This window comes from Arthrobacter sp. QXT-31, assembly GCF_001969265.1.
GTDB lineage: Bacteria > Actinomycetota > Actinomycetes > Actinomycetales > Micrococcaceae > Arthrobacter.
Map to the genome: position 1 here is coordinate 4,797,812 of NZ_CP019304.1, position 15,701 is coordinate 4,813,512.

Sequence of the window (15,701 nt, forward strand, 5' to 3'; positions counted from 1 at the left end):
CCGCCGGGCACTGACAGGAACGCCTGATTCAGCTTTGGGCTGTACGGGCAACACCGGTGGAAACGTACGACGGCGGCTGCCAGCCGCTGCTTTCGGCCCACCGCTGCGCTCCGGGAGCGGCCACCTCGCGGAACCAGTCCTCTTTACCTTCCGCGTAGCCGGCGGTGGTGGCGTCGGAGGCATGCAGCGCGGCCACGCGGCGTTTCTCGGCGCCATACTCCCTGCGGGCGGCAGGGTCGGCGCGCAGCCAGTCGCGGAAGCACAGGGCAAACCACCAGCCCGGCGAGCCTGCCACCCGGACATGGAGGTTCACCGGACGTGCAGGATCGGCGTTGCCGTGCAGGCGCTTGGACCAGGCGGCGGGGTCGGGACGTCCGGGCAGCGGGCTGTCCATGAGGATGCCCGGCCAGCGGGGAAACCCCGCGGCACCAAGCAGGGGCGCAATGCGGTCTGCCGTGGCAAGATCAGCCACTGAGAGCTGCAGGTCGATGACGTCCTTGGCTTCGAGGCCGGGAACCGCCGTTGACCCGATGTGGTCCACGGCCAGGACGTCCTCCGGTGCGGCGGCCTTCAGCCGCTCAGCCAGGTTGGAAGCCTGGCGCGGCCAGTCGGAGTCAGGGGCGGCCAGGACGGCGGCACCGCTGCGGGCCGCCACCGTGCCCTGGCTAATGTTCCGCGCGAATGGCAGCAGCCGTTCGTTCCACAGCCGGTCCACCGAGGCCAGCAGCTCCGCGCGGGTGCCCGAGTTGGTAAGAACCGCGTCCGCTGCGGCGAGCCGGTCCTGCCGCGATGCCTGGGCTGCGATCCGCGAACGGGCATCCGCTTCGGTCATGCCGCGGTGCTCGGTCATGCGCCGCAGCCGGACATCCTCCGGAGCGTCCACCACCAGCACAAGGTGGAAGTTCTTCTGCTGTCCGGTTTCCACCAGGAGGGGGATGTCCTGCACCACCACCGTGTCGGCCGGGGCAGCCGCAATCACCGCCGCGGCGCGTTCGCGCACCAGCGGATGGATGATGCCATTGAGCTCCGCGCGCCGTTCCGGCTCCTGGAACACGATCGCCCCGAGGCGCGGCCGGTCGAGCCGCCCCGCAGCATCCAGAATCTCCGGGCCGAATGCGGCCACGACGGCGGCAAGGCCGGGAGTGCCTGGTTCCACGACTTCACGGGCGATCGCGTCGGCGTCGACGAGCACGGCCCCCAGCTCCTCCAGGCGTGTTGCCACCAGTGACTTCCCCGAGGCGATCCCGCCCGTCAACCCAATCTTCAGCACCCCCCAAGACTAATCCCCGCTGCCTCCCCAATCTCGCAAGCTCGATTGGGGCCCCTCGGCAGCGTGGGCCCATCCACCGCCCCCTAACCTCGCTCCGCTCGGCCAGGGAACCCGGCCGGCGTGGGCCCATCCGCCGCATCCCCACTCCGGCAAGCTCGATTGGGGCCCCTCGGCAGCGTGGGCCCATCCACCGCCCGTAACCTCGCTCCGCTCGGCCAGGGAACCCGGCCGGCGTGGGCCCATGTCCTAGACTTGGGCGGTGCAACAGCAAGAGAGCAGGTCATCCGCGTACACCACGCTGGCTGCCGGTGACGGCTTCCGTCACGAGATCGAGATTAAGCGGTCCCGGTTCATCGCCGTGCTGCGGCGGGCGGACAGCGAAGAGGATGCCCGTGCCCTGGTGTCCGAGCTCCGACGCGAGTTTCACGACGCCCGGCACCACTGCTCTGCGTTCGTGCTCGGGCCGGACCGGGACGTCCAGCGTTCCAGCGACGACGGCGAACCCTCTGGCACCGCCGGAATCCCGATGCTGGAGGCCCTCCTGCGGAGGGAGACCGCGCCCGGGGTGACAGACCTCAGCGACGTAAGTGCCGTCGTCGTACGTTATTTCGGCGGGATCCTGCTCGGTGCCGGCGGGCTGGTGCGCGCCTACTCCGATTCTGTCTCGACGGCTCTGGAACTGGCTCCGCTGGTGCAGCGCCGGCGGCTGCGCATCTGCGCCGTGCGAGTACCGCACGCCGCGGCCGGGCGCCTGGAAAATGACCTGCGCAGCGCAGGCTATGCGATGGCCGGGACCGGCTACGAGGCCCAGTCCACGGTCCTGCGGCTCGCCCTGCCGGATGCGCCGGATGACCTGGCTGCGGCAGCCGACCGGCTGGCCGCAATGACCGCCGGAAGCGCCGCCCTCCATCCCGAGGGCACGGAGTGGATCGACATCGCCCGCTGACCGGCAAGGTGGCAGGCCGAAGAAAATCATCAGCTTGCTTATGAGTTTCCGCTTTTCTAGGGTGGACCTGTAAGGCATCACAGGAAAAGGAGGACTCATGTCAGAGCACAACATCAACGGCAAGAGGGTCGCATTTCTGCTGACGGACGGCGTGGAGCAGGTGGAACTGACCAGCCCCTGGGACGCCGTCAAGAACGCCGGCGGTGAACCCGTCCTGGTGGCCCCGAAGAGCGGCAAGCTGCAAGGCTTTAAGGGCGTTGAGAAGGGCGACACCTTCGACGTGGACCTGGTCCTGAAGGACGCCAACGCCTCGGACTTCCATGCCCTGGTGATTCCGGGCGGCGTGGTGAACGCCGACCACCTTCGAGTCGACAAGGATGCGCAGGCGTTTGCGCGGAGCTTCTTCGAACAGCACAAGCCGGTGGCCGCCATCTGCCATGGCCCGTGGCTGCTCATTGACGCGGACGTCGTCAAGGGCCGGAACCTCACGTCGTACCACACGCTGGCCACGGACCTGCGGAACGCCGGCGCCAACTGGAGCGACCAGGAAGTGGTGGTGGACCAGGGCTTCGTGACCAGCCGGAAGCCCGACGACCTCCCCGCGTTTAACGACAAGGTGCTGGAGGAAATCGCCGAGGGCGAGCACGCCGGGCAGACTGCCTGACGCTACCCATCGCCAGCCGGCACCGCAGATTGCCGGATACCAAAAAGGTGGCCGCCCCCTTTCGGGGACGGCCACCTTTTTACTGGCGTTCAGCCCTGCCGGTGTTCAGCCGGCGCGGACCAAAAGCACCTGGCAATTAGTTGCCGGTCAGCTTCTCGCGCAGGGCGGCAAGAGCCTCGTCCGAAGCAAGCGTGCCTGCACCGGAGTCGGTGGCAGCCGGCTCGGAGGAGTAGCTGGTGGCGCCGGAGTCGCTGTCGCCGGACGTTGCAGCTGCAGCGTCGTCGGCAGCGTGCTGGGCAACCTGCTTCTTGTGTGCTTCCCAGCGGGTCTGGGCGTCAGCGTACTGCTGCTCCCAGGCGGCGCGCTGTGCCTCGTAGCCCTCGAGCCATTCGTTGGACTCGGGGTCGAAGCCCTCGGGGTACTTGTAGTTGCCCTCTTCGTCGTACTCAGCGGCCATGCCGTACAGAGCGGGATCGAATTCGGTGCTGTCGGCGTCAACGCCCTCGTTAGCCTGCTTGAGGGAGAGGGAGATGCGGCGGCGCTCGAGGTCGATGTCGATGACCTTGACGAACAGTTCGTCGCCAACAGAGACAACCTGCTCAGCCAGCTCAACGTGGCGGACGGCCAGTTCGGAGATGTGAACGAGGCCTTCGATGCCGTCTTCGACGCGGACGAACGCACCGAACGGAACGAGCTTGGTGACCTTACCCGGAACAACCTGGCCGAGGGCGTGGGTGCGGGCGAAGGTCTGCCACGGGTCCTCCTGCGTAGCCTTGAGGGACAGGGAGACACGCTCGCGGTCCAGATCCACTTCGAGGACCTCGACGGTGACTTCCTGACCAACCTCGACAACCTCGGACGGGTGGTCGATGTGCTTCCAGGACAGCTCGGAAACGTGAACCAGGCCGTCTACGCCGCCCAGGTCCACGAAGGCACCGAAGTTGACGATGGAGGAAACGACGCCGGGACGGACCTGGCCCTTTTCCAGCTTGTTGAGGAAGGTGGAGCGGACCTCGGACTGGGTCTGCTCGAGCCAGGCACGGCGGGACAGCACAACGTTGTTGCGGTTCTTGTCCAGTTCGATGATCTTGGCTTCGATCTGCTGACCGATGTACGGAGCCAGGTCGCGCACGCGGCGCATCTCGACGAGGGATGCGGGCAGGAAGCCGCGCAGACCGATGTCGAGGATAAGACCACCCTTGACAACCTCGATGACGGTACCGGTAACAACACCGTCTTCTTCCTTGACCTTCTCGATGTCGCCCCAGGCGCGCTCGTACTGAGCACGCTTCTTGGAGAGGATCAGGCGGCCTTCTTTGTCTTCCTTGGTGAGCACCAGGGCCTCGACCTGATCGCCGACGGAGACAACTTCTCCGGGATCAACGTCGTGCTTGATGGAAAGCTCGCGGGAGGGGATGACACCTTCGGTCTTGTAACCGATGTCGAGCAGAACTTCGTCGCGGTCGACCTTGACGACGGTACCTTCGACGAGGTCCCCGTCGTTGAAGTACTTGATGGTGGCGTCGACTGCTGCGAGGAAGTCCTCAGCGGTACCGATGTCGTTAATGGCGACCTGCGGGGTACCGGGCTTCTCGGTGGAGGTGATGGTCATGTAGTAGGGGCTCCGTTGTGGATAGTTAGTCGGTCAGGCAAACCGCCGCGCCCGCGTTATGGAACGCAGGCGCAGTGCGGGCACTCCGCAAGGAAGTGCCTGGTCATCCTGATTTTGTGGATTGAAGAAAATGCGGGCACGTAGTATCCGCCCGTTTATTCTAGCGGTCAGCGCCAACCAGGGTCAAAGCGCTAGAAATGCGTCAGGCAGTGCGGCGGGCGTTCGACGGCGAACATCCGGCGCGCCGTCAGCGCGGCCCCGGGAGTGTGCTCGGTGATCCGGCCGGCCGCTGCCAGCGTGACGGGGCAGACGGCGCCCAGGTAGATGGATCCGAGTTCGGCAACGTCCAGCGACAGGTCAGGCATGGTGCCCGGCGGCGCCTCCGTGACCCGGGCATCTCCCCCCCTGACGTTCAGGACGTACGTGCCGCCCGCGAACTCCAGGCTGTCAGCCACGTCCAGCACCAGAGTGCCGTCGGCGGAGAAACGCCGCGCGGCCAGGGCCCGGCCGGTGTCCAGGATCCGCAGCCAGAGCATGTCCCGCTGGTCTGCCGACTCAATGCACCGGGGATCCTCGAGCGCCCACGCCAGGGGGTCATCCACCGGAGCCGACTCCCAGCTCACGCGCTCGGAGAGGTCGATGGCACCCAGGAACTGCCACAGCTCCAGGTATGCCGGGCCCGTGGCCGCCACGAGATCGACGAGTTCGATGGTGTACGGCCTGGCGTCCCAGCCGGCGAACTTGTAGGAGGCGTACCCGTCCACCCGGCCGGATGCGTCGTAGTGCAGGGCGCACCTGATGGCTTCATCCTCCTTACCGTCACGGCTGAAGGCCCCTGACACGGTGTGCCGGTAGGCCTCCTGCCGCACGATGGATCCCGGGGTAAGCCGGTGGACCTGGTCGAAGATGCCGGGCGCCAGGTCAAGGAGCCCCTTGCGGTCGGCCATTTCCACGGTGCCGGTGGGCGCGTGGCGGATCCTGAACCTCGGCCCGGTGTCCACCTTGATGCTCCGCTCGAACGTGGCAACACCGAAGCCGAAGCGCCCGTAGATGGAACCTTCAGAGGCGTTGAGGGCGGCCAGCGCGAGGCCGGCGGCCTTGGCGGCGCCCAGGTCTTCGGTCATCATCCGGCGAAGGAGCCCCTGCCGCCGGTGCGTTCCGCGGACCGTCACCGAGGTGACGAGCTGCGCTTCCAGCTGCCGCCCGTACCCGATGTTCAGGTCCTTGCGGAGCGTGGCGAAGGTGGCCACCGGCACGTCCGGCCCCAGGGAGTGGGGAGCCACCGGTGCCGCCTGGTAGACCCCGGTAAGTTCCCTGTTGTCTGTCCGGTACATGGCCAGGACCTTGTCCACGAACGTGTCGTTCCGGTTGCTGTCGTGGAAGCCGAAGCCCACCGCCTTGACCCAGGTGCGGGCCAGGTCGGTGTCGGGGGAACCGTTGGCAGCCGTGCGGAAGCGCCTGGTCTCGTACCGGTCGGGCATCAGTGGCCTGCGTCGTACCAGCTGGTGCCGACGCCGATCTGGACTTCCAGCGGAACGCTGAGTTCCGCGGCGGCAGCCATCTGTTCCGTGACGAGCTTCTCGACGGCCTCCCGCTCGCCCTTGGCCACTTCCAGGACCAGTTCGTCGTGGACCTGCAGCAGCATGCGTGACTTGAGCCCCTGCGCGGCCAGCTCGGAATGCACGCCCAGCATGGCCCGCTTGATGATGTCGGCCGCCGATCCCTGGATGGGCGAGTTCAGGGCGATGCGTTCGGCGTTTTCCCGCAGCTGCCGGTTGGTGCTGGTGAGGTCCGGCAGGTAGCGGCGCCGGCCTTCGATCGTGGCGGTGTAGCCGTCAACGCGGGCCTGGTCCACCACGCCACGGAGGTAGTCGCGCACGGCACCGAAGCGGTCGAAGTAGTTCTTCATCAGCGTCCTGGCCTCATCGACCGAAATTTCCAGCTGCTTGGACAGCCCGAAGGACGTGAGCCCGTAGGCGAGGCCGTAGGACATGGCCTTGACCTTGGAGCGCATGGCGCTGGTCACCTCAGCCGGCGGCACATGGAAGATGGACGAACCCACGAAGCGGTGCAGGTCCTCGCCCTGCCGGTAGGCCTCGATCAGGCCGGCGTCGCCGGACAGGTGGGCCATAATGCGCATTTCGATCTGTGAGTAGTCGGCGGACAGCAGGCACTCGTAGCCGTCGCTGACCACGAAGATGCCACGGACCCGGCGGCCTTCCTCGCTGCGGATGGGGATGTTCTGCAGGTTGGGGTTGTTCGACGAGATGCGTCCTGTCGCCGCCACGTTCTGCGCATATGTGGTGTGGATGCGCCCGTCCTCGGCCACGGACTTCTTAAGCGTTTCCACCATCTGCCGCAGCTTGGCCGATTCGCGGTGCGCCATGAGCTGGACCAGGAATTCATGCCCGGTCTTCTCCAGCAGGTTCTTCAGGGAGGCCGCGTCCGTGGTGTAACCGGACTTGATCTTCTTGGTCTTGGGCAGCTGGAGTTCCTCGAACAGGACGGTCTGCAGCTGCTTGGGCGAGCCCAGGTTCACCTCGTGGCCGATCGCGGCAAACGCGCGTTCCTGGGCGTCGTCGATCACCCGGGCGAGGTCCGCGAGCTGCTCGTCCATCAGCTCCATGGAGACGGCGATGCCGGCCTGTTCCATGTCGGCCAGGACGCGGCTTACGGGCAGTTCCAGCGTGGCCAGCAGCTCCTCGGCCTTGCGTTCCTGCAGTTCCGCTTCGAAGAACCGGCTCAGTTTATGGACGACGGCGGCCACCTGCACCAGGGCGCCGGACGCCGCGGCAGCGTCGTCGTCGAACTCCAGCTCCAGCTGGCCCGCCTTCGCGGCCTCCGCGGAGACATGGATGTTCAGGTGGTGCTGGGCCAGCTCCCCGAGTTCGTAGGTGCGGCGGTCAGGCTCAATGAGGTACGCGGAAATGGAGGTGTCGTCCACGACCCCTTCCAGGCCGAGGCCGCGGTTGGCCAGGGCCTTCAGGGCCGCTTTGTAGCCGTGCACGACCTTCGGGGACTCCCCGTCCCGGAGCCACTGCGCCAGCACGTTCTCGGCGTCGGCGTCCAGCCCCGTGAGGTTCACGTAGGCGGCAGCGTCGTCGCGGACGATGGCGACGGCTTCAGCATCTTCGCCGATCCGGCCGGCCAGCACGTCCACGGCGAGGGCCGACCGCTGCCCGGCACCTGCCTCGAGGAAGGCCCGCAGCGCGTCCGCATCCTGCAGCGTTGCGAAGTCCCGGCTTTCCAGGGTCTCGCGTTCGGCTTCGGGGACCTCACCGGCATACAGCTCGAAGAGCCGGGTGCGGATGGTCTTGAATTCGAGCTCATCGAAGAGCTCCTCGAGCGCCTGCTGGTCCGGCCGCGGATCGGCCAGCTGGTCGAGGGTCACCGGGAGGTCGAGGTCGGTGTGGAGCTGGTTCAGCTTGCGGTTGCGCTTGACGGCGTCCACGTTGGCGCGGAGCGCGTCGCCCACCTTCCCGCCGATGGCGTCGAGGTGTTCCAGCACGCCCTCGAGGCCGCCGTAGAGATTGATCCACTTGGCTGCCGTCTTGGGCCCGACGCCGGGAACGCCCGGCAGGTTGTCCGCAGTTTCACCCACCAGGGCGGCGAGGTCCGAGTACCGGGAGGGGCTGACGAAGTACTTTTCCTCGACGGCGGCGGCGTCCATGCGCGGGATGTCGCTGACGCCCTTCCGCGGGTACAGCACGAAAACGTTGTCGGTGATGAGCTGGAAGGCGTCGCGGTCGCCCGAGACGAGCAGGACCTCGTAGCCGGCCTTTTCACCCATGGCCGCGAGGGTGGCCAGGATGTCGTCCGCCTCGTAGCCGGGCATCTTGATGGTCTTGATGCCCCAGGCGCCCATGACTTTGTCGATGAGGTCGATCTGGCCGCTCATTTCCCGGGGCGTTTCGTTGCGGCCGCCCTTGTACTCGCTGTATTCGGCTTTGCGGTGAGTGGTGTCATCCGAGACGTCGAAAGCGACCGCGACGTGGGTGGGCTTCTGTTCCTTGATCAGGTTGATGAGCATGGAGGCGAAGCCGTGGATCGCGTTGGTGTGCTGGCCCCGGGCGGTGGAGAACTTGTCCGCCGGGAGTGCGAAGAAGGCCCGGAAGGCCATGGAGTGCCCGTCCAGCACCAGAAGCCGGGGCTGCTCCGTCAGGGGAATGACGGGGGCATCGGTGGCCGACACCGAAGTGACGGCAGGATCGGTCACTGTGGTGTCCTGAAGGGTCTGGGTTGCGGACGGGATTGGGGCCGGTTTGGTTGTTTCACTCACAGGTGCCAGCCTAGTTGCCATGATGGACAATTTCACGCCCGGCCCGGCCGGTGAGGCCAGCCCCACACAGGCTGTTGAAGCACAGTTCAGGGAAGAATTGTTTGCCGCGGGCGTTCCCGAGCACCTCCACGACTGGCTTGCCGGGTACGGCATCGGTGCCCTGGTGGTGAAGATGGGAATCCGGTTCCTGGAGATGAGCCCGGAGCGGTGCGTGGCCACGATGCCGGTGGAGGGGAACACCCAGGTGGCGGGGATCCTGCACGGCGGGGCGCATGTGGTGCTGGCCGAAACGCTGGGATCGTTTGCCGCCGGGATGCATGCCGGCCCGGACCGCCAGGCGCTGGGCATCGAGGTCGGCGCCACGCACCACCGGGCCGTTGCCGCCGGCACGGTGACCGGAACCTGCACGGCCATCCACCTGGGCCGAACGCTGACCACTCACGAGATCGTGATGACCGACGAACAGGGACGGCGGCTGTCCACGGCGCGCATCACCAACCTCATCCGGGACATCGGCCGCTAGCGGCCGTCCGCGGGAAACCTAACGGCCGCCGCCCTGAACCCTAACGGCGGGGCCAGCGGTAGCGCAGCTCCACGATCCCCCGCCCCTGGGTACGTGCCTCCTGCAACTCGAGCGGCGGCGTCGGACCTTCTTCAAGGGGAAGCAGCCGCTTTCCGCCGCCAAGCACCACGGGGATGACGGAGACGATCAGCTCGTCGAGCAGGCCGGCAGCGGCGAACTCGGCGGCCAGCTCTCCGCCGCCCACCACCCAGATGTTCCTGCCGGCGGCGTCACGCCAGAGGTCGTCGATGAATTCGGTCACCTCGCCGCGCACAAAAGCGACGTCTGCCCCCGGCGGGGCGCTGAACTCGTGGTGGGTGAAGACCCAGCAGGGCGTCCCGGGGTAGGGCCAGTTTCCTGGCTCGTGGTCCATCAGCCACTGGTAGGTGGTCCCGCCCATGACGATGCAGCCGATGCCGGAGATGAAGGCGTCGTAGCTTTCCTTGCCGCCTTCGAAACCGTCGAACTGCAGCAGCCAGGCAAGGTCGTCGTCCGCGGTGGCGATGAAGCCGTCGAGGGAGGATGCAACGTAATACTGGACACTCGGCATGCGCCCAGCCTAGCCACTCCCGTTCCCTCTTCCCAGAGGGGAAGGCTAGCCGCTGAAGTACGGAATGATCAGGTAGAGACCGAACAGCACGGCGACGCCGCAGAGCCCGAAACAGGCATAGGAGAGGTACTTCAGCCACGCCGGCGCGGCGGGCTGGCGGTCACCGGCAATGGCAGTCAACCGGACGCCCAGGGAATAGAGGACCACGACGGTCACGGCGGCAACCAGCGTGGCGCCGCCTACGGTGAGGAGTTCCAGCCACTTCATCGCTGCGTGCCCTTCGGGTTGTTGTTCTTTGCGCGCTCGGCGGCGCGTGCCCTGGCGAGGGCCTTCTTCTTGGCGAAGCGGACAGCCTGCCCGGCCTCTTCGACTTCCACGGCGTTGTGGTGGCCCACCTGGGACTTGCGGGACACCAGGAACATGTACAGCACTGCCCCGGTTCCGGCCACGGCCGCGATGACCACGCCGACGGTGCCGGTCTTGACCAGCAGTGCCGTCAGGGCGCCAACGATGCCCGCCGCCGGGAGGGTGAAGAGCCAGCCGACGATGATGCGGCCCACCATGGCCCAGCGGACGCTGGTGCCCCGGCGGCCCATTCCCGAACCGATGACGGAACCGGAGGCCACCTGCGTGGTGGAAAGGGCGAAGCCCAGGTGCGAGGAGGCCAGGATGGCGGAGGCGGTGCTCGACTCGGCCGCGAAGCCCTGCGCGGGCTTGACCTCGGTAAGGCCGGCGCCCATGGTCCTGATGATGCGCCAGCCGCCGGCGTAGGTGCCGATCGCGATGGCGAACGCGCAGGCCGCGATGACCCAGAACACCGGGCCTGATCCTGGCTCCTGCGTTCCGGCGGCGATCAGCACCAGGGTGATGATGCCCATGGTCTTCTGGGCGTCGTTGGTGCCGTGCGCCAGCGCCACGAGGCTGGAGGTGAAGATCTGGCCGGTCCGGAAGCCGCCGCGTTTCTGCGTCAGCTTGCTGCCCGTCTCCGGATCGTGCCGGGCGGTGAGGGCGTAGGCGATGCGGGTGCAGACGTAGGCAACGATGCCGGCAATGAGGGGCGCGAAGATGGCCGGCAGGATGACCTTCTGCAGCAGCGTCTCAAGGTTGATGGTGTGGAACCCGATGCCCGCGATCGCCGCTCCGATGAGTCCGCCGAAGAGTGCATGCGACGAACTGGACGGCAGGCCCTTGAGCCAGGTGATCATGTTCCACAGGATGGCGCCCATGAGGCCGGCGAAAATAATGTCCGGGGTGATTTGTACCCCGCCGTCCCCCTCGCGGATGATGCCGCCCGAGACCGTCTTGGCCACTTCCGTGGACAGGAATGCGCCTATCAGGTTCAGGACTGCCGCGAGTGCAACCGCAGTCTTGGGCTTGATGGCACCGGTGGCAATGGGCGTGGCCATCGCATTCGCGGTGTCATGGAAACCGTTCGTGAAGTCGAAAAATAATGCCAGCGCAATGACCAGCGCCACCATGAAGGTGATGTCCACCTGTTGCCCAATCTGCAGAGTCTACGTTCAGCAGTTCCACTTCCCCTGCCCGCACTGCACAGCATAGTTCACCCAGTGTTAAAGAAGAGTTCAGCGGGCGGGAGTTGCAAAGCTGCGGAGCGGGCTTGAAACCCTATAGATCGTACGCGCCCTGCAGGTGAGGTCAAACCTGCGGACCGAGGCGGCGGTCACACCTGCCGTTCCGCGTGTCCGGCGAATGCGCGGATGGTCTCCATCTCGCCCGGCGACACTCCGGTCCGGGGGTCCGGCGAGACCAGCAGGGCACGGCGGCCAAGAATCCGTGCCCAGGCCTGCGCCCGTCCCTCGAAGGCCAGCTGGTCGTCCACCCAGATGATGCGCTCCGGCGTGTTGCTGCCCACATCCGCCTGGATGGCCTCCAGCTTCCACCAGTCGGCGCCGCCTCCTGCCCCCTCGGCGGTCAGCACGGACCACGACCCGCCCTCCAGTCCCGTGACCGGGCAGAGGACCGCGGGAGCCAGCTCCTCCCAGCTGGTGAGCCAGACGCAGCGGAGCCCGGGCTGCAGCGAGAGCCGGTTGAGCGCCGTCACCAGCTCCGCCGCGTAGGCCACTTCCAGCATCCCGGCATAGGCGTAGTGCCACGGCGAGCCCCACGGGCTGGTGCCCGTGGGGCCAAACGGGCATACCACCCCGTCGACGTCGAGGTACAGGGTGACTGTATGTTCCACAGCGTTCCTCCAGCGTCAACGCTACGGACAGCGTGCCTGAGGGGGCAAGGGATCCCGCTAGGCAGGGACCCCCACCCGGGCCGGGGGCAGCGACGCGGAAGGAACGCCGTCGCCGTCCTGGCCGTACAGCCAGTCGTTGTACTGGTAGTCGCCGTCCTTCCGGCTCCTGAAGAGCAGGTTCCGCAGGGTGCGGGCCAGCCCCGAGACGTGCCAGGATTCGCCCCAGACGCGCGCTGTCCGCTGCACGCGGGCAGTGCGCGCGGCGCGTGCGGAGTTGAAGTTCCTGATGGCGGCGTCCCAGGCGGCGGGATCGGCGCCCTCCTCCGTGAAGACGGTCCCGAGGCTGGCCTCCTGCAGCACCGCAGCGTCCTCGAGTGCCTGGCAGGCGCCCTGCGCGAGGTACTGGAGCATCGGGTGCGCGGCGTCGCCCATCAGGACCATCCTGCCGGCCACCCAGTTTTCGATGGGGTCGCGGTCGTACATGGGCCAGCGGATGCCCGTGGCGAGGTTTTTCAGGGCCTCCCTGACGGCGGGCACACAATCCCTGCACGCTGCCTCGAGCTCGTCCACTCCCCCGTACTGCTCCTCGCCGCGCTCGAAGGAGGCGGACTTGAAGACTGCAACGGTGTTGAGCAGCTCCCCCTTCCGCAGCGGGTACTGCACGAGGTGGCAGTCCGGGCCCAGGTAGACAATCACGTCCTCGAGGTCACCCTGGGGCGTGGCCGCCGTGATGGGAACAGTTCCGCGGTAGGCAACGTACGACGACGACACCGGGCCGTCCTGCGCCACCTCGCTCCGGAGGACCGACTTGAGTCCGTCAGCTCCGAGGACGACATCGGCCTCGTAGGTGGACCCGTCCGATGCCCGCGCGGTTGCCCGGCCGTCCACGGTCCTGACAGCCTCGACCGTGACGTCGTTGACAAGCCGGACGCCGGCATCCCGGCAGGCGTCGAGCAGGATGCGGTGCAGGTCGCTGCGGTGAATGACCACATAGGGGGCGCCGTACCGTTCCTCGAAGCTGCCGCCCAGGGACTGCCGGGTGAGCTCCTCGCCCGTCACGGCGTCCCGGAAGACAAGGTGCCTGGGCCGGACTCCGATCTCAAGCGCCTTCTCGAGCAGGCCCCAGCGCTTGAGCACGCGGGAGGCATTGGGTGCCATCTGCAGCCCAGCCCCAACTTCGCCGAACTCCGGCGCCCGCTCCAGCAGCGTGACCTCGGCACCGTTCTCGCGGAGGGCAAGGGCGCCGGCCAGGCCGGCCATGCCGCCGCCGATCACCAGGACATCGGTGGACGGTTTCGGGTTAGACATTATTAACTCCTACAGGGGTTGTAGTTGTGCGGATGGTTTTTGCGCCGACGGCCAGGAGCAGGAGGGCTGCAGCCGCGGCGGCCCCGGCGAATGCCAGGAAGTTGGAGTTGACGCCCAGCCCGGCTGCCAGCAGCAGGCCGCCGGCCTGGGGTGCGGCCACCGCGCCGATCCGGCCCACGCCGAGGGCCCAGCCAAGGGCGGTCCCCCGCAGGTGGGCAGGGTAGTGGCTGGCGACGGCGGCGATCACCAGGCACTGCGTCCCGTGCGTTCCGACGCCGGCCAGCACCAGCATCAGGTACACCACGGTGACCGGGGGTCCGGTTACGAGCACCAGGAGCGCGAGGGCGGCGACGGTGGCCGCGGCAACCGCCGTCGGGACAGGGCCGAAGCGGGTCCCGGCCCAGGCCGTGGCCACGGACCCGACGACGGCCCCAAGATTCAGTGCCAGTGCGAACGTCAGCGCCGAACCGAGGTTGTAGCCGGCCAGCTGCATCAGGTTGGGCAGCCAGGTGCCCAGCCCGTACCAGGCAAAGAGGGTCACGAGGGTGGCCACCGCATAAAGCACGCTCACGCCCAGGTAGGGTGCCCGGAGCAGCGAACCGAAACCTGCGCGCCCGCTTTCCGGCGCTGTGGGTCCGGTGCGTGTACCGGCGGCCGGCGGCAGGGTCTCCGGCAGGTAGCGCAGCCCCAGCGGAATCACCACTGCCAACGCCAGCACCGCGACGAGGAACATGACGGGCCAGCCGAAGGCCGGGATCAGCGGTATGCCAACCAGTGCGGCCAGTGATCCGCCAATCGGCACGCCGGACATCATCAGGGTGGCGATGGTGGACCGCCACTTGGCGGGCACGAGTTCGGCCACGAGGGCGTTGGCCGAGGGCACCAGCCCACCGAGGCCGATGCCGGCCAGCAGCCGCAGGGCACCGAAGACGTAGGCATTCGGGGCAAAGGCGCACAGGATGGTGAAGACCGAAAACAGCACGGAGCAGCCGAGGATGGTCCGGCGGCGGCCCCAGGTGTCGGCCATCCGGCCCGCGAAGACGGCGCCGATCATCATGCCGGCGAAGGCCATGGATCCGACCGTTCCGGCGGTGGCCTTCGTCAGGCCCCAGCCGGTCTCGCTGATAAGGGCGGACTGGACGGTCCCGTAGACGATGAGGTCGTAGCCGTCGAAGACCACCAGCAGCCAGCAGACGAGCACGGCCATGGCGGACTTCCTGGAAAACTTGGGCGGCGGTGGCACGGACGCTGCTCCGGGCGTGGACCGCTCCGGCGCTGCAGCGGAAGGTGTGTGATTCATGCCACCAACTTTCACTGGCGACGCGTCTGCCTTCCAATAGAATTCTGTCATGCAGAACTTGCCGCTCCGGAAGAAGCCCACGTACTCCATCGAGGCGGTGGACAATGCGCTGCAGCTGCTGCAGCTGTTGCGGGACGGCGGCAGCCTGCGGCTCAAGGACGCGGCGGACGAGCTGGGGGTCGCCCCGTCCACCGCCCACCGGCTGCTGGCCATGCTGGTGTATCGGGGCTTCGCGGTGCAGGACGAAACCCGCCGCTACGTTCCGGGGCCGGCGATGGGGGCGGGTCCGGCCGGCGTTCCGTGGACCCGCCTGCTGCGGAATGTGGCCCGGCCGCACATGGAACTGCTGAGTTCGCGCCTCAATGAGACCGTGAACCTCATGATCCGGGTGGGCACCAAGGTCCGGTTCCTGGAGACTGTGGAGGGCACCAGCACCCTGCGCGTCGGCGACAGGCAGGGCACCGTGCTGCCGGCGAACAAGGCGTCGGGCGGCAAGGCGATGCTGGCCGAGCTGGAGCCTGCGATGGTTGAGCAGCTGTTCCGGAGCCAGAACGCGGAGATCGGCGGCGACAGCATTCCCGACGCCGAGTACCCGGCCTTCCTGCGGGAACTGGAATCGGTCCGCAGCAATGGCTTCGCCGCCAACTTCGAGGGAACAGAGGAAGGCATCAGCGCGCTGGGCATGGCCCTGCACAACGGGAAGGGTGAGGTGGTGGGTGCCATCAGCGTGGCCACGCCGGTCACCAGGTTCCGTGCGGTGTTCGACGCCGGACTGGTGCAGGCAATGGTCGAAATGCGCCGGCAGCTGGAGATCGACATCGCCGCCAACCCCGCGGAGCCAACTGGCGCAGATCACGCAAGTAGCTCGCAGTTGTAGTCGTTTTGGGCCCTCATAACGACTACAACTGCGAGTCAGTTGGGCCAAAACGTTCTGGAGAGCAGAATAGTCTGGGGGTGGAAGCGGCGCTATCCCTAATCTCGGTTCTACGCCAGACGCACCAGAACCCGAG

Annotated in this window: 14 protein-coding genes; 4 read left to right on the forward strand and 10 right to left on the reverse strand. The window is 67.2% G+C overall.

Annotated features, from left to right (window positions below; all coding sequences use genetic code 11):
- Positions 1-28: 28 nt before the first annotated feature.
- Entirely contained in the window at positions 29-1,270 is a 1,242-nt protein-coding gene (gene coaE / locus BWQ92_RS21985; protein ID WP_076803242.1) for a dephospho-CoA kinase, read from the reverse strand.
- A 259-nt stretch (positions 1,271-1,529) separates the two neighbouring features.
- Between coaE and BWQ92_RS21990 the strand changes: the two genes are divergently transcribed.
- Together BWQ92_RS21990 and BWQ92_RS21995 are read left to right on the forward strand one after the other, a co-directional pair.
- The gene (locus tag BWQ92_RS21990) at positions 1,530-2,216 is read left to right on the forward strand and encodes an IMPACT family protein (RefSeq protein ID WP_076803243.1); all 687 of its coding nucleotides are present in this window, start codon (positions 1,530-1,532) and stop codon (positions 2,214-2,216) included.
- Between the two features lie 97 nt (positions 2,217-2,313).
- Positions 2,314-2,880, forward strand: a complete 567-nt coding sequence (locus BWQ92_RS21995; protein ID WP_076803244.1) for a type 1 glutamine amidotransferase domain-containing protein — start codon at positions 2,314-2,316, stop codon at positions 2,878-2,880.
- Positions 2,881-3,016: 136 nt separating this feature from the next.
- On the opposite strand, the gene rpsA is transcribed toward BWQ92_RS21995, so the two are convergent.
- The 3 genes from rpsA to polA all read right to left on the reverse strand — a co-directional run bounded on the left by rpsA (position 3,017) and on the right by polA (position 8,771).
- On the reverse strand, positions 3,017-4,492 hold the full coding sequence (rpsA, locus tag BWQ92_RS22000) for a 30S ribosomal protein S1 (RefSeq protein ID WP_076803245.1): 1,476 nt from the start codon (positions 4,490-4,492) through the stop codon (positions 3,017-3,019).
- Between the two features lie 191 nt (positions 4,493-4,683).
- Entirely contained in the window at positions 4,684-5,973 is a 1,290-nt protein-coding gene (locus BWQ92_RS22005) for a GNAT family N-acetyltransferase (RefSeq protein ID WP_076803246.1), read from the reverse strand.
- On the reverse strand, positions 5,973-8,771 hold the full coding sequence (polA, locus tag BWQ92_RS22010; protein ID WP_076803247.1) for a DNA polymerase I: 2,799 nt from the start codon (positions 8,769-8,771) through the stop codon (positions 5,973-5,975). Before polA ends, BWQ92_RS22005 begins: the two co-directional genes overlap by 1 nt.
- 19 nt (positions 8,772-8,790) lie before the next feature.
- Here polA and BWQ92_RS22015 point away from each other — a divergent pair, with 19 nt between their 5' ends.
- Positions 8,791-9,294 (forward strand): hotdog fold thioesterase, encoded by a 504-nt coding sequence (locus BWQ92_RS22015; RefSeq protein ID WP_076803248.1) that lies wholly within the window; start codon positions 8,791-8,793, stop codon positions 9,292-9,294.
- A 40-nt stretch (positions 9,295-9,334) separates the two neighbouring features.
- Here the strand turns inward: BWQ92_RS22015 and BWQ92_RS22020 are convergent, their stop codons facing one another.
- The 6 genes from BWQ92_RS22020 to BWQ92_RS22045 all read right to left on the reverse strand — a co-directional run bounded on the left by BWQ92_RS22020 (position 9,335) and on the right by BWQ92_RS22045 (position 14,691).
- A complete protein-coding gene (locus BWQ92_RS22020) occupies positions 9,335-9,883 on the reverse strand; it encodes a dihydrofolate reductase family protein (protein ID WP_076803249.1) in 549 nt (182 codons plus the stop codon).
- 45 nt (positions 9,884-9,928) lie between these two features.
- On the reverse strand, positions 9,929-10,150 hold the full coding sequence (locus BWQ92_RS22025; protein ID WP_076803250.1) for a hypothetical protein: 222 nt from the start codon (positions 10,148-10,150) through the stop codon (positions 9,929-9,931).
- Positions 10,147-11,376 carry an inorganic phosphate transporter gene (locus BWQ92_RS22030; protein WP_076803251.1) on the reverse strand — a complete coding sequence of 410 codons (1,230 nt, stop codon included), beginning with the start codon at positions 11,374-11,376 and terminating at the stop codon, positions 10,147-10,149. Before BWQ92_RS22030 ends, BWQ92_RS22025 begins: the two co-directional genes overlap by 4 nt.
- A 188-nt stretch (positions 11,377-11,564) precedes the next feature.
- Positions 11,565-12,083, reverse strand: a complete 519-nt coding sequence (locus BWQ92_RS22035) for an HAD domain-containing protein (RefSeq protein ID WP_076803252.1) — start codon at positions 12,081-12,083, stop codon at positions 11,565-11,567.
- 57 nt (positions 12,084-12,140) lie between these two features.
- Entirely contained in the window at positions 12,141-13,391 is a 1,251-nt protein-coding gene (locus BWQ92_RS22040; protein ID WP_076803253.1) for an FAD-dependent oxidoreductase, read from the reverse strand.
- Positions 13,384-14,691, reverse strand: a complete 1,308-nt coding sequence (locus tag BWQ92_RS22045; RefSeq protein ID WP_076803254.1) for an MFS transporter — start codon at positions 14,689-14,691, stop codon at positions 13,384-13,386. Before BWQ92_RS22045 ends, BWQ92_RS22040 begins: the two co-directional genes overlap by 8 nt.
- Positions 14,692-14,740: 49 nt before the next feature.
- Here BWQ92_RS22045 and BWQ92_RS22050 point away from each other — a divergent pair, with 49 nt between their 5' ends.
- Positions 14,741-15,568 carry an IclR family transcriptional regulator gene (locus BWQ92_RS22050; protein ID WP_076803255.1) on the forward strand — a complete coding sequence of 276 codons (828 nt, stop codon included), beginning with the start codon at positions 14,741-14,743 and terminating at the stop codon, positions 15,566-15,568.
- Positions 15,569-15,701 lie beyond the last annotated feature (133 nt).